The following is a 12,669-nucleotide window of genomic DNA, read 5'->3' on the forward strand; positions in this document are numbered from 1 at the left end:
CGGCGTGTTATTTAATTTGCTTCCAGTATGCCGCGTTGAGGCGCCACGCCAGAAAGCTCAAAACTCCCAAGAACATCAGGACCCAGACACCCAGCTGCTTTCGCTCCTGCTGGGCCGGTTCCGCCATCCACGAAAGGTACGAAACCAGATCGGCCATAGCCGAATCATAATCTACTGGCGACATCGTCCCCGGAGTCACTTGGGTATAACCCGCGAAATGTTTGACCTTTTCACCGGTTTTTTCGTCGACGTCGGTATCGAATTTCGCCGTCCGAATACCCTGCAACTCCCACAGCACATGGGGCATGGCGACGTTTTCATACACGAGATTGTTCCAGCCGGTCGGCCGGGTATCGTCGCGATAAAAACTCCGCAAGTACGTGTAGATCCAGTCCTTGCCACGCGCCCTCGCCTCCACCGACAAATCCGGCGGCGCCGCCCCGAACCACGTTTTTGCGTCATCGGGACGCATGGCGATCGTCATCGTATTGCCGACCTTGTCGGTCGTGAAAAGCAAATTATCCTCGATCTCCTTCGGATCGATGCCGATGTCCGTCAGCCGGTTGTAACGCATCAAATTGGCGCTGTGGCAATTCAGGCAATAGTTTACAAACAATTTTGCGCCATGTTGAAGCGAAGCAAAATTTTCGGAGCTATCGGGCGCGGCGTCCAGCGGCACTTCCTGCGCGTGCGCCGGGGTCAGGCCGAACGACAGCAGCGCCGCGCCAATCACCGCGAGGGTAGAAAACCATTTTTTCATCGTCGTGTCTCCTTTGGGGTCAATGCGGCTTGTACCGCACGCGGTCGGGCGGCTGTTTGAAGCGGCCGCGCGTCGTCCAGAAGGGCATGCCGAGGAAAAACGCGAAATAAATCAATGCACAGATCTGCGCTATCAATGTGCTGGCCGGTGACGGCGGTTTCGTGCCGAGATAGCCAAGTACCAGGAACGCGAACACAAAGACGCCATAGAACACTTTGTGGAAAAACGGCCGATAGCGAATGGATTTGACAGGACTTCGGTCAAGCCACGGCAGGAAGAACAGCGATACCACGGCTGTACCCATCACCACCACGCCCCAGAATTTCGATTCGGTGAACGCCATGAACACGACCATCAGCAACGCCAGCACCGGCAAACCGATCCGCCATTTGCCGCGCGCTCGCAACAACGCCAGTACGCCCAGCAACGCAACCACGATCATCAGGACAATCTTGAACGGGTCGGTCGTGGCGCGGAGCATCGCGTAGAAGGCGGTGAAATACCAGACTGGGGCAATCTCGTTCGGCGTCTGCAGCGAGTTCGCCGGCACGAAGTTATTGGCTTCGAGGAAATAGCCGCCCATTTCCGGCGCGAAGAAAATGATCGCAGCGAAGATGAACAGGAACACGCACACGCCCATGAAGTCGTGGACGGAGTAGTACGGATGGAACGGGATGCCATCGAGTGGAATGCCTTTCTCGTCCTTCTTCGCCTTGATCTCGATGCCATCCGGGTTATTCGATCCCACTTCGTGCAGCGCGACCAGGTGGGCGACCACCAGTCCGATCAGCACGAGCGGAATGGCGACCACGTGGAACGCAAAAAAGCGGTTGAGAGTCACGTCCGACACCACGTAATCGCCGCGAATCCAGAGCGACAGATCCGGGCCGATGAACGGAATCGCCGAGAACAGGTTCACGATCACCTGCGCGCCCCAGAACGACATCTGGCCCCACGGCAGCAGGTAGCCGAAGAACGCCTCGGCCATCAGGCACAGGAAAATCGCGCAGCCGAAGATCCAAACGAGTTCGCGCGGCTTGCGATACGAGCCGTACAACAGCCCGCGGAACATGTGCAGATACACGACGACGAAGAACATCGACGCGCCCGTGGAGTGCATGTAGCGGATCAGCCAGCCCCACGGCACTTCCCGCATGATGTATTCGACCGATGCGAACGCGAGCGTCGCATCGGGCTTGTAGTTCATTGTCAGGAAGATGCCGGTGACGATCTGGTTCACCAGCACCAGCAGCGCCAGCGAGCCGAAGATGTACCAGAAGTTGAAATTCTTCGGTGCGTAGTACTCGGAAACGTGCGCCTTCCAGGTCGATGTCAGCGGAAACCGCCGGTCGATCCAGCCCAGAAACCCCGTTGTTTCCACTTCCTTGTCGGTAGCCGCCATTACGCTTCTCCCTTTTCGTCCTTGCCAATCACGAGTGACGTCGCCGAAGTGAACATATAAGGCGGGATGTCCAGGTTGTCCGGTGCGGGCTTGTTCTTGAAGACGCGGCCGGACAGGTCATAGGTCGAACCGTGGCACGGGCAGAGAAAACCGCCGGGCCAGTCGTCGGGGAGATTGGGCTGGGCGCCTTCCTGGAAACGCGGCGTAGGGGTGCAGCCGAGGTGCGTGCAGACGGCCACGGCGACAAGCAAATTCTTATGATCGGTGCGCGAACGGTATTCGTTATTGCAGTATTCCGGCAGCGGCATGCTGAATACTTTCTTCGATTGCGGATCCGCGAGCTCGGGATCGGCCTTCTTCACGTCGGCGAGCATTTCGTCGGTACGATTCAAAATCCAGACAGGCTTGCCGCGCCAGGCAACCGTCATCAGGTCGCCAGGCTTGAGACCTGATATATCGACTTCGACCGGCGCGCCCGCTGCCTTGGCTTTTTCCGACGGTGCAAACGACCCGACGAACGGGACGCAAGCCGCTACGCCACCAATTCCGCCCATTACGGTCGTCGTGATCAGCCAGGTTCGGCGGCTGCCGTCGACGCGTTGATCTTCGTTGTCTCGCATCACACGCCCCACTTCTGAGTTGGATTTATACCGTCAGGTCGTTCTACCGACGCTAGTGTGCGCGAATGGAGTCGTCATTTACAAGAGTTGAATAGCAAAAAACGCTCGAAGTCCTTCATTCTTAAGGGTTTCCCCGCACTTATCGTGAGTAGGGAATGAAGGGGTTATTTAACCCATTCGATTATTTATTGCACTGCAAGATAATCACACCGGATTATCGATATCGATAAAAACGTGTTCGATATCGAAATGCTCGGCCACATGGGCGCCGAGCGCCTGAACGCCGTATCGTTCAGTGGCATGATGCCCTGCCGCAACGTAGGCTACGCCGCTTTCCGCCGCGATGTGCATGGTCTGCTCGGAGACTTCGCCGCTTATGTAGACATCGGCGCCGGCGGCAATGGCTTCGTCGAAGAAACCTTGCGCGCCGCCTGTGCACCACGCCACGCGACGCAGTTCCCAATCCGGGTTACCGAATACGAGCGGCTTGCGCCCTAATTCGTTCTCGACCGTCGCGGTGAAATGCTCGAGCGACAACGGCACCGGCAACGACGCAATCCAGCCGAGATCCTGGTCGCCGAAACGGTTGTCCGCGATCAAGCCAAGACGCGCGCCAAGCTGGGCGTTATTGCCGAATTCGGGATGCGAATCGAGCGGCAGGTGGTACGCGAACAGGTTGATATCATGGTCCAGCAGCGTCTTCAGCCGCCGGTATTTGCGGCCCGTGACCTGCGGCGCTTCGTTCTTCCAGAAGTAGCCATGATGTACGAGCACGGCGTCGGCGCCCCACTCGATGGCCGCGTCCAGGAACGCCTGCGACGCTGTCACGCCGGTCGCCAGTTTGCCCACGCGACGTGAGCCTTCAACCTGCAGACCATTCGGGCAATAGTCCTTGAAGCGCCCGATTTCAAGCAGATTGTTCAGATACAATTCTAGTTCGATCCGATCCATGAATTCCTCTATTCCATCAAATGCTTAGACGCTTCTGGCTGTTTTTTGCCCAAGCGGTGACCGTGCTTTTGGCGCTGATGTTCATCGTCGCGACCTTGAAACCGCAGTGGCTTCAACGCCAGGGAACGTTCGGCAAGCAACTCGCCGAACCGATCGTCGCGTTGCAGGAAGTTGCGCCAAGCATCGGTTCCCGGCCCGCCCAATCGTCCTATGCGGATGGCGCGCAGAAAGCGATGCCCGCCGTGGTCAACGTGTTTTCGAGCAAGGACGGCACATTACCGCCCGATCCGCGCGCGAAAGACCCGCTGTTCCGCTATTTCTTCGGCGACAAGAACAAGCGTAAGGGCGACGAAACGCCGGCGTCGAATCTCGGCTCAGGCGTGATTGTCAGCTCCGAAGGCTACATTCTAACGAACCAACATGTCGTCGATGGGGCTGATCAGATCGAAGTTGCTTTGGCTGACGGACGGACGTCGTCGGCCAAAGTAATCGGCGTGGATCCGGAAACCGATCTCGCCGTGCTGAAGATCAACATGACCAACCTGCCGACCATCACGCTCGGCCGCATGGACCAGACGCGCGTGGGCGACGTGGTGCTGGCGATCGGCAATCCGTTTGGCGTCGGGCAGACGGTGACCATGGGGATTGTCAGCGCGCTCGGGCGCAATCACCTCGGCATCAATACCTTCGAGAATTTTATCCAGACCGACGCGGCCATCAACCCGGGTAATTCCGGCGGCGCGCTGGTGGACGTGAACGGTAATCTGCTCGGCATCAATACGGCGATCTATTCGCGCAGCGGCGGCTCGCTCGGGATTGGCTTTGCCATTCCCGTGTCAACGGCGCGCAGCGTGCTGGAAAGCATCATCACCACGGGCACGGTCACGCGCGGCTGGATTGGCGTGGAACCGCAGGACGTGACGCCGGAAATCGCGGAATCGTTCGGGCTCGAGCAAAAGTCCGGCGCGATCGTGGCGGGCGTATTGCAAGGCGGACCGGCCGATAAAGCCGGCATCAAGCCCGGCGACATCCTGATCAGCATCAACGACGACACTATCACCGACACCACGCGCCTGCTGAATGTAGTCGCACAGATCAAGCCGGGAACGTCGGTGAAGGTGCATCTGATGCGCAAAAGCAAGGAACTGGACCTGAGCGTGGTAATCGGCAAACGACCGATGCAGCCCAAGCAGCCCCAGGCACCGGACGATGATAACGGCGGCGGGGATCAAAACGACGAGTGAACTAGGAACGTTGCCGCCGATCGTTGACCGGCAACTCCTCGTACTTGTAACGCGCACAAACCAAAGGGGCCGTTCCAACTCACGTCTGGAACGGCCCCTTTTTTGTATTCTTGCCCGTCACCCGGCGACTGAAACCCTCACTCCTCTTCCCGCTTCGCGTCCTCTGCAGCGTCCGCTTCCTGCTCCTTGATCTTGTCCTTGCCCACGATCAACCGTGCCGCAATGATGCCGACCTCGTAAAGAATGATCAGCGGCACAGCCAGGATCAGTTGCGAGAACACGTCCGGCGGCGTCACCACGGCGGAAATCACGAACGCGCCGACAATCACGTACGGCCGGATCTGCCGCAACTTCTTGATGGTGACGAACCCCATGCGCGCGAGGATCACCACGATGATCGGCACCTCGAAGGTCACGCCGAACGCGAGGAACATGGTGAGGACGAAGCTCAGGTAATTATCGATATCCGTCGTCATTTCCGCACCGAGCGGCGCGTTGTAATGCGCCATCACGCGGAAAATGGTGGGAAACACGACGAAATAGGCGAACGCCATGCCGCACAGGAACAGGACATAGCTGCTCCCGACCAGCGGCACGACCAGCTTCTTTTCGTGCTGATACAGCCCCGGCGCGATAAACGCCCAGATCTGGTACAGCACAATGGGCAGCGCTATGACAAGCGCGACCATCATGGTCACCTTCATTGGCACAAAGAACGAGCCAGTGACGTCAGTGACGATCATCTTGCCGTCCTTCGGCAAGTTCTGCATCAGCGGACGCGCGAGCAGCCTGAATATGTCCGGTGCCCAATAAACCAGCCCGATGAACACGACGATGACTGAAGCGCCTGCGCGGATGATGCGGTCACGCAGTTCGACCAGGTGCGAGATAAACGTCTCTTCGACGGGCTCGTCTTTAATCTGTTGCGGGTCGCTCACGCCGGCCCTCTGCTGGGATTCATCGATGGAAGGGAAGTTGGCGTTCGCGCAATGGAAGTGGCGCAAACATCAGAAAAACCGCGTGGGACGACGCAGCGTCTCAGGCGTATGCCGCGCCACGCGCGCCGCACCTGACTGAACGCGCGTCTTGCGTAACGTGGTGCGCTTGTACCAGTTCGGAATGGCGGCCTGCTTGACACGCCAGTTCTTGCGTTTCGCCGGCGACGCGTTGCTGCTGCTGAACGTGTTGTCCGAGTTCGAACGCCAGGTGTCCCCGGAAACGTGCGTCAGATTCGGGTCGCCACCGCCCGCCACGCTGTCCGACACGGACGTGCCCTGGTTCCAGGCGTCGTTGAGTTCGTTTTCGTGCTGGCGAAGATTGTCGTGAATCTTGTTCTCGACATTCGATGCCGCCGTTTCGAACTCGGTGCGCATCTTCTTCAACTCGTCGAGTTCCATCTCACGCGAGACTTCGGCCTTGACGTCGTTGATATACCGCTGTGCGCGGCCAAACAGCGCGCCTGCTGTTCGTGCCACACCGGGCAAGCGTTCCGGCCCGAGCACTACCAGCGCGACGACGCCAATCAGCGCCATTTTGGTCAGACCAAGGTCGAGCATGGAATCGAAGATCCTGAGGGTGGCGAGTGAAGGTGACCGGTGCCGGGCTTACCGTGCCTGGGTCAGATTACCTGGGTCAGATTAATCAGCTTGATTAGCGGTAGTCGCTCGAACGAGTCTTGTCCTTCGCTTCTACGTCGACCGTACCGTTGCGCGGCAATTCGCGCTGCTCGGCCGGCGTCCCTTCGCCTTCCTTCATACCTTCCTTGAAACCCTTTACCGCACCGCCCAGATCCCCGCCGATGTTGCGCAGTTTCTTCGTGCCGAAGACCAGTGCCACGATCAGCAAAACGATCAACCAATGCCAAATGCTCAACGAACCCATGACTGAAAACTCTCCTTGGCTTCGCCGCGCATGTCGCTCGCGACGAAGAATGTGGGCCTTGCGGCCCGAGTCGGAGCGTCGACGCCCCGATGATTAAACCGATATCTTGCACGCCTAATATTGCGATGGAAAGACGCTTTCGTTTTCATTACATTTTGATCACACGATCAGCCGTGTCCATCGACGATCCTTCAGCCCATCCGACGCCACGGACGTTCCCCGGCGAGGATATGAGCGTGAATGTGATACACCTCTTGCCCGCCGCCCGGACCGGTATTGATGACCGTCCGGAAACCAGTTTCGCCGCCCGTGTACGCAACGCCCAACTCACTGGCAAGCCGTGCCGTCAGGCTCAGCATTCTACCAAGCAGCGGCGCATCGGCTTCGGTGCAGCTCGACAGCGTCTCAATATGTTTACGCGGGATCACCAGCACATGGACGGGCGCGGCCGGGTTGATATCATGAAAAGCAACGAATTCATCGTCTTCATGGACTTTCTTGCTCGGAATTTCTCCTGCAGCGATCTTACAGAAAATGCAGTTCTCTTGGCTCATGTGTGTCGCGGGATATCCCGATATGAATGCATGTTGAAGATCAGGCGTTCGGTCTCAAACCCAGGCACCCGGTTGCAATGGCTTGTTCTCGTACAAAAACAGCCAGCCCTTTATAACGCGATACAGCGTCCAGATGCCGACCATGAACAAAATGGGGAAGCCGATAAACACCCAGATCAGCGCTATGCCGATCACATGACCGAGCAACGCCCACCAGAAGGTGCGGATCTGCCACCGGAAATGCGCTTCATACGGCGTTCCCGCGACGTCATCGCGTTTCAGGTAATTGATGATGACCGCGATCAGCACGGTCAACCCGCCAGTGAGCCAGTACGCGGCGTAAAGCGCATATAGCACGTGGGTCAGCGTGCGCAAGCTGCGCAGGCGTTCGGATTCGGGCGAGTTTTGGTAAACAGGCGGCGGATAAGGCTCATAAGGCTGATTCATTTCATCCTCCTCGGCGACCGGTCGAACGTGACCCGACCCTGCAGCTTAGCCGCCGTTTTCGTTCTGCTCACGATCGCGGGATTTGCGTAACGCCTTTTCTTCGATCCCCGACATCCCCTCTCGCCGTTCCAGTTCGGCAATGACGTCTGCCGGACCGAGGTCGAAATGGGACAACATCACGAGACAATGGAACCACAAGTCGGCCACTTCGCCGACAAGCGCCTTGGGTGCACCGCCGTGTCGCGCGTCCTTGGCGGCCAGCACGACTTCGGTAGCTTCCTCACCGATCTTCTTGAGAACGGCGTCGTCACCTTTATGAAAGAGTCGGGAAACGTAGGATTGTTCCGGATCTCCGCCCTTGCGGCTATCGATAATCGCCGCGAGGCGCAGCAACGTGTCTTGCGTGGAAAGCGTGGCTTGAGTCATTACTTATAGATATGTTCAGGGTCCATCAAGACCGGATCGACCGCGATCCAGTCGCCCGTTTTGACCGATCCCTCGAATTTCTGGAAAAAGCACGAATGGCGGCCGGTGTGGCACGCAATGCCCGACACCTGCTCCACTTTGAGCAATACGACGTCTTCATCGCAATCGAGCCGGACTTCATGCACGTGCTGGACGTGTCCCGATTCCTCGCCCTTGAACCACAGGCGCTGGCGCGAACGCGAGTAATACACGGCGCGCTTCAATTCGATGGTCTTCGCCAACGCTTCGCGGTTCATCCACGCGAACATCAGCACGTCACCCGTTGTGGATTCCTGAGCGATCACCGGCACGAGACCGTTCGCGTCCCACTTGACCTTATCGAGCCAACTCGCTTCTTCAGTTTGTGCAGTCACCGCTTAAATCCTCACCGAAATACCCTGATCGGCCATGAAGCGTTTCGCCTCGCCGACCGTGTGTTCGCCATAGTGGAAAATGCTGGCGGCAAGCACCGCATCGGCGTGACCTTCGGTGATGCCGTCGGCCAGATGCGCGAGCGAACCCACGCCGCCCGATGCAATCACCGGAATCGAAATAGCGTCGGACACCGCGCGCGTCAGCGCAAGATCGAAGCCGCTTTTCGTGCCGTCACGATCCATGCTGGTCAGCAGGATTTCGCCGGCGCCAAATTCCGCCATCTTGCGCGCCCACTCGATCACGTCGAGTCCCGTGTTCTTGCGGCCACCGTGCGTGAAAACTTCCCAACGCGGGGTTTCGCCCACGGCGCTGACACGCTTTGCGTCGATGGCCACCACGATGCACTGCGAACCGTGTTTGTCCGATGCATCGCGCACGAGTTGCGGATTCGCCACCGCCGATGAATTCATGCTGATCTTGTCGGCGCCCGCGTTCAGCAGCCGACGCACGTCTTCCACCGCGCGCACGCCGCCGCCAACGGTCAGCGGGATAAAGACCTGCGACGCCACCTGTTCGATGATCGGCAGGATCAGGTCACGCTGGTCGGAGGTGGCGGTGATGTCGAGGAACGTGAGTTCGTCGGCGCCCTGGTCGTCGTATCGGCGAGCAATTTCGACGGGATCGCCCGCATCGCGCAATTCGAGGAAATTGACGCCCTTGACCACGCGGCCAGCGGTGACATCGAGACACGGGATGATGCGTTTAGCGAGAGCCATGTTGTTACGAATGCCGTTGCGCTGCGAGTGAGTGCTTAGGATAAGCGAGGCGGTTCAATCGAAATTGACCGTCGCGGAAAGAAACGAAACGAATGGCCGCCCCGCCTGTACGGACTTGCGGCGCGCCTCGATCAGGCTGAGCAGAAAACTGTCCGGAAGCACATAAGGCGCTTAAATCAGGCGGCCCGAAAAAGTCGCCGCGTGGTCAGGTAACCCACGACTGCGCGGCGCCCTCGCAACATGCGGCTGCTTAGGCTTAAGACTTAGGCGTAAGACTTAGGCTCAGGCGTCGTCGGCTTCGCGCAGCTTGTCGGCGCGCGCTTGCGCGGCGGCGAAATCCAGGTCGCCCGAATAAATCGCGCGCCCGCAAATCACGCCGGAAATGCCTTCGTCTTCCACTTCGCACAGGGAGTCGATGTCGCCCAGGTTCGATAATCCGCCGCTCGCAATCACCGGAATCTTGACGGCTTGCGCGAGGCGCACAGTGGCTTCAATGTTGATGCCCTGCAACATGCCGTCGCGGCCGATATCCGTATAGATGATCGCCTCGCAGCCGTAGTCTTCGAACTTGCGGCCGAGGTCGATGACTTCGTGCCCCGTCAGCTTGCTCCAGCCGTCGGTAGCGACCTTACCGTCCTTCGCATCCAGCCCGACGATGATATGACCCGCAAACGCGGTGCACGCATCTTGCAGGAAGCCCGGATTTTTCACCGCCGCCGTGCCGATGATCACGTACTCCAGACCGTCATCGAGATAGCGTTCGATGGTGTTCAGGTCGCGAATGCCGCCGCCGAGCTGCACCGGGATGTCGTTACCGACTTCCTTGATGATCGCGCGGATGGCTTCTTCGTTTTTCGGCTTGCCGGCAAACGCGCCGTTCAGGTCGACGAGATGAAGCCGCCGTGCGCCCCGATCGACCCATAGCCGGGCCATTGCCGCCGGATCTTCGGAAAAAATGGTCGCCTGGTCCATATCGCCTTGTTTGAGGCGTACGCACTGACCGTCTTTTAGATCGATGGCCGGAATGAGCAACATAGAAATAGCGTTATCGGATGAGGGTTGATCGAACGGTTGCAAATTTGGGCACAGCGCCCTGTTTTGCCTGCCGTCTCGCTAGTGTAGTACAAGTGATGCAAGGCTCGCCGCTGCAAACGGCATAAGCCAAAACGTCAAATCACCGCTAAAACAGCACCAAAAACGCGAACTTCATGGTTTCCAGTGTACGAAGTTTCGATACAGCCGCAAGCCCGCATCGGCGCTCTTCTCTGGGTGAAACTGGGTCGCGAACAGATTGTCCCGAGCGATAGCCGAAGTAAACGGCGCGCCGTAAAGGGTTTCGCCGGACGTATGCGCCGGATTGTCCGGAACGCCGTAATAACTGTGCACGAAATAGAAAAATGATTCGTCGGGCACCCCGTCCCACAGCGCGTGCCGCTGCGTCTGACGCACGCGGTTCCAGCCCATCTGCGGAACTTTGAAGCGCGAGCCGTCATCTTGCAGTTGGCCTTCCAGATCGAAGCGCACGACCTTGCCGGGTATCAGGCCAAGGCCATTCGTGCCCTTCGCGTCGCCTTCCTGGCTCCAGTCAAACAGCATCTGCTCACCGACACACACGCCCAGCATGGGTTTGTTGCGCGCGGCTTCCATGACGGCTTCCTGCAGGCCCGACGCGCCGAGGTGCGCCATGCAGTCGCGCATGGCGCCCTGTCCCGGCAGCACGACCCGGTCGGCCGCACGGATTGCTTCGGGCTGCTCGACGATCGCCACGTCCGCTTCCGGCGCGGCCTTGCGCAGCGCCTGATACACGGAACGCAGGTTGCCCATGCCGTAATCCACGATTGCTATCGAAGTTTTCATCGAAGTATTCAATTCAGCACGTTCCAGAACGCTATTTCAAGGAGGGCAGCAACGCCTTCAATCCGTTGACGATAAATTCCACCGCCAGCGCCGACAGCATCAAACCCATCAGGCGCGTACCAATGTTAATGCCCGTACGCCCGACCCAGCTCGCAATGGGTTCAGCCAGGCGCAGCGCACCGAAACACAACAGCGCCAGCACCCCGCCGATCATGACCAGTCCGATACGGTCATACCAGTGCACCACACTTGCAGAATAGACGATCACCGTGCTGATGGAACCCGGTCCCGTCAGCAGCGGAATGGCGAGCGGCACGACCGCGATGCTGCTTTTCATCTCGGCTTCGTGTCGCTCTTCCGGCGTGGAGCGCGCGTTGCCGACTTGCGCGTTCAACATGTTGATCGCCATCAACAACATGATGATGCCGCCGCCCACTTCAAGAGATCCGACGGAAATCCCGAAGAACGCGATGATCTGCTGTCCGAGCAGCGCAGTCACGCCAATCACGCAGAAGACCGAAATGGACGCGATCCGGATCGTGTTTTTCTTCTCCGGGCTCGACATATCGGTCGTCAAGCTCAGAAAAAACGGGATCGCGCCGACCGGATTGATCAGCGCGAGCAACGAAATAAACGATTTGAGTAGATTCATCGCAGGCCGGCATGGCTCGTATCGACGCGGACGGCCCGGACGCGCTTGGAAACACGCCCGACATGTGCCAGTTTCGCGTTATTTAGAAGGCGCTTAAAGGCTGCCCTTGGTCGATGGAATCTGCCCTGCCGCGCGCTCGTCCAGCTCAACAGCCATGCGCAACGCGCGGCCGAATGCCTTGAAGACGGTTTCCACCTGATGATGCGCATTGATGCCGCGCAAATTGTCGATGTGCAGCGTCACGCCCGCGTGATTCACGAAACCGCGGAAGAATTCGATGGTGAGATCGACGTCGAACGTGCCAATGCGCGCACGCGTGAACGGGACGTGAAATTCCAGCCCCGGCCGGCCCGAAAAATCGATCACCACGCGTGACAGCGCTTCGTCGAGCGGCACGTAGGAATGGCCGTATCGGCGAATGCCCTTGCGGTCGCCAATGGCCTTCGCCACGGCCTGACCCAGCGTGATACCCGTATCTTCCACCGTGTGGTGGTCATCGATATGAAGGTCGCCATGCGCTTCGACTTCAAGGTCGAAAAGGCCGTGACGCGCGATCTGGTCGAGCATGTGGTCGAGAAACGGCACACCGGTGGCAAGCTTTTGCTTGCCGGTGCCGTCCAGGTCGAGCTTCACACGGATCTGCGTTTCGCTGGTGTTGCGAACGACTTCCGCATTGCGCATGGTA

Annotated in this window: 17 protein-coding genes; 1 reads left to right on the forward strand and 16 read right to left on the reverse strand. The window is 58.6% G+C overall.

Features of this window, described 5'->3' with window-relative positions; translation table 11 throughout:
- Positions 1–7 precede the first annotated feature (7 nt).
- The 4 genes from ACSQ36_RS17310 to ACSQ36_RS17325 form a co-directional block, all read right to left on the reverse strand.
- Positions 8–760, reverse strand: a complete 753-nt coding sequence (locus ACSQ36_RS17310; RefSeq protein ID WP_436182823.1) for a cytochrome c1 — start codon at positions 758–760, stop codon at positions 8–10.
- 19 nt (positions 761–779) lie between these two features.
- Positions 780–2,162, reverse strand: a complete 1,383-nt coding sequence (locus tag ACSQ36_RS17315; RefSeq protein WP_213767168.1) for a cytochrome b — start codon at positions 2,160–2,162, stop codon at positions 780–782.
- On the reverse strand, positions 2,162–2,782 hold the full coding sequence (petA, locus tag ACSQ36_RS17320) for a ubiquinol-cytochrome c reductase iron-sulfur subunit (protein ID WP_436182824.1): 621 nt from the start codon (positions 2,780–2,782) through the stop codon (positions 2,162–2,164). Before petA ends, ACSQ36_RS17315 begins: the two co-directional genes overlap by 1 nt.
- A 204-nt stretch (positions 2,783–2,986) precedes the next feature.
- Positions 2,987–3,733 (reverse strand): Nif3-like dinuclear metal center hexameric protein, encoded by a 747-nt coding sequence (locus ACSQ36_RS17325; protein ID WP_436182825.1) that lies wholly within the window; start codon positions 3,731–3,733, stop codon positions 2,987–2,989.
- A gap of 20 nt (positions 3,734–3,753) precedes the next feature.
- On the opposite strand from ACSQ36_RS17325, the gene ACSQ36_RS17330 reads away from it, so the two are divergent.
- A complete protein-coding gene (locus tag ACSQ36_RS17330) occupies positions 3,754–4,977 on the forward strand; it encodes a S1C family serine protease (protein WP_436182826.1) in 1,224 nt (407 codons plus the stop codon).
- Between the two features lie 137 nt (positions 4,978–5,114).
- Here the strand turns inward: ACSQ36_RS17330 and tatC are convergent, their stop codons facing one another.
- The 12 genes from tatC to hisB form a co-directional block, all read right to left on the reverse strand.
- Complete coding sequence (gene tatC / locus ACSQ36_RS17335; protein WP_213767164.1) at positions 5,115–5,915, reverse strand: twin-arginine translocase subunit TatC; 801 nt, start codon at positions 5,913–5,915, stop codon at positions 5,115–5,117.
- A 69-nt stretch (positions 5,916–5,984) separates the two neighbouring features.
- Positions 5,985–6,533, reverse strand: a complete 549-nt coding sequence (gene tatB, locus ACSQ36_RS17340; protein WP_436182827.1) for a Sec-independent protein translocase protein TatB — start codon at positions 6,531–6,533, stop codon at positions 5,985–5,987.
- A 94-nt stretch (positions 6,534–6,627) separates the two neighbouring features.
- On the reverse strand, positions 6,628–6,858 hold the full coding sequence (gene tatA, locus ACSQ36_RS17345) for a Sec-independent protein translocase subunit TatA (protein WP_213767162.1): 231 nt from the start codon (positions 6,856–6,858) through the stop codon (positions 6,628–6,630).
- A gap of 191 nt (positions 6,859–7,049) precedes the next feature.
- Complete coding sequence (locus ACSQ36_RS17350) at positions 7,050–7,412, reverse strand: histidine triad nucleotide-binding protein (protein WP_213767161.1); 363 nt, start codon at positions 7,410–7,412, stop codon at positions 7,050–7,052.
- Positions 7,413–7,466: 54 nt separating this feature from the next.
- On the reverse strand, positions 7,467–7,859 hold the full coding sequence (locus ACSQ36_RS17355) for a DUF4870 family protein (RefSeq protein ID WP_436182828.1): 393 nt from the start codon (positions 7,857–7,859) through the stop codon (positions 7,467–7,469).
- 45 nt (positions 7,860–7,904) lie between these two features.
- Positions 7,905–8,285: a phosphoribosyl-ATP diphosphatase gene (locus tag ACSQ36_RS17360; protein WP_436182829.1), complete on the reverse strand. Its 381-nt coding sequence runs from the start codon at positions 8,283–8,285 to the stop codon at positions 7,905–7,907.
- Positions 8,285–8,698 carry a phosphoribosyl-AMP cyclohydrolase gene (gene hisI, locus ACSQ36_RS17365; RefSeq protein WP_213767159.1) on the reverse strand — a complete coding sequence of 138 codons (414 nt, stop codon included), beginning with the start codon at positions 8,696–8,698 and terminating at the stop codon, positions 8,285–8,287. Before hisI ends, ACSQ36_RS17360 begins: the two co-directional genes overlap by 1 nt.
- Positions 8,699–8,701: 3 nt before the next feature.
- Positions 8,702–9,475 (reverse strand): imidazole glycerol phosphate synthase subunit HisF, encoded by a 774-nt coding sequence (gene hisF, locus ACSQ36_RS17370; protein WP_213767158.1) that lies wholly within the window; start codon positions 9,473–9,475, stop codon positions 8,702–8,704.
- 282 nt (positions 9,476–9,757) lie between these two features.
- Positions 9,758–10,510, reverse strand: a complete 753-nt coding sequence (gene hisA / locus ACSQ36_RS17375) for a 1-(5-phosphoribosyl)-5-[(5-phosphoribosylamino)methylideneamino]imidazole-4-carboxamide isomerase (protein ID WP_089166109.1) — start codon at positions 10,508–10,510, stop codon at positions 9,758–9,760.
- 171 nt (positions 10,511–10,681) lie between these two features.
- Positions 10,682–11,332: an imidazole glycerol phosphate synthase subunit HisH gene (gene hisH / locus ACSQ36_RS17380; RefSeq protein WP_213767157.1), complete on the reverse strand. Its 651-nt coding sequence runs from the start codon at positions 11,330–11,332 to the stop codon at positions 10,682–10,684.
- Between the two features lie 31 nt (positions 11,333–11,363).
- Complete coding sequence (locus tag ACSQ36_RS17385) at positions 11,364–11,984, reverse strand: MarC family protein (protein ID WP_213767156.1); 621 nt, start codon at positions 11,982–11,984, stop codon at positions 11,364–11,366.
- A gap of 93 nt (positions 11,985–12,077) precedes the next feature.
- Entirely contained in the window at positions 12,078–12,665 is a 588-nt protein-coding gene (gene hisB / locus ACSQ36_RS17390; protein WP_213767155.1) for an imidazoleglycerol-phosphate dehydratase HisB, read from the reverse strand.
- Positions 12,666–12,669 lie beyond the last annotated feature (4 nt).

Origin of the sequence: Caballeronia sp. LjRoot34, from assembly GCF_964253815.1 — a bacterium.
Classification (GTDB): Bacteria; Pseudomonadota; Gammaproteobacteria; order Burkholderiales; family Burkholderiaceae; genus Caballeronia.

Coding starts and splice junctions, on each gene's coding strand:
- ACSQ36_RS17310 (WP_436182823.1), bottom strand. CDS start 760: ATGAAAAAATGGTTTTCTACCCTCGCGGTGATTGGCGCGGCGCTGCTG.
- ACSQ36_RS17315 (WP_213767168.1), bottom strand. CDS start 2,162: ATGGCGGCTACCGACAAGGAAGTGGAAACAACGGGGTTTCTGGGCTGG.
- petA (WP_436182824.1), bottom strand. CDS start 2,782: ATGCGAGACAACGAAGATCAACGCGTCGACGGCAGCCGCCGAACCTGG.
- ACSQ36_RS17325 (WP_436182825.1), bottom strand. CDS start 3,733: ATGGATCGGATCGAACTAGAATTGTATCTGAACAATCTGCTTGAAATC.
- ACSQ36_RS17330 (WP_436182826.1), top strand. CDS start 3,754: ATGCTTAGACGCTTCTGGCTGTTTTTTGCCCAAGCGGTGACCGTGCTT.
- tatB (WP_436182827.1), bottom strand. CDS start 6,533: ATGCTCGACCTTGGTCTGACCAAAATGGCGCTGATTGGCGTCGTCGCG.
- tatA (WP_213767162.1), bottom strand. CDS start 6,858: ATGGGTTCGTTGAGCATTTGGCATTGGTTGATCGTTTTGCTGATCGTG.
- ACSQ36_RS17350 (WP_213767161.1), bottom strand. CDS start 7,412: ATGAGCCAAGAGAACTGCATTTTCTGTAAGATCGCTGCAGGAGAAATT.
- ACSQ36_RS17355 (WP_436182828.1), bottom strand. CDS start 7,859: ATGAATCAGCCTTATGAGCCTTATCCGCCGCCTGTTTACCAAAACTCG.
- ACSQ36_RS17360 (WP_436182829.1), bottom strand. CDS start 8,285: ATGACTCAAGCCACGCTTTCCACGCAAGACACGTTGCTGCGCCTCGCG.
- hisF (WP_213767158.1), bottom strand. CDS start 9,475: ATGGCTCTCGCTAAACGCATCATCCCGTGTCTCGATGTCACCGCTGGC.
- hisA (WP_089166109.1), bottom strand. CDS start 10,510: ATGTTGCTCATTCCGGCCATCGATCTAAAAGACGGTCAGTGCGTACGC.
- hisH (WP_213767157.1), bottom strand. CDS start 11,332: ATGAAAACTTCGATAGCAATCGTGGATTACGGCATGGGCAACCTGCGT.
- ACSQ36_RS17385 (WP_213767156.1), bottom strand. CDS start 11,984: ATGAATCTACTCAAATCGTTTATTTCGTTGCTCGCGCTGATCAATCCG.
- hisB (WP_213767155.1), bottom strand. CDS start 12,665: ATGCGCAATGCGGAAGTCGTTCGCAACACCAGCGAAACGCAGATCCGT.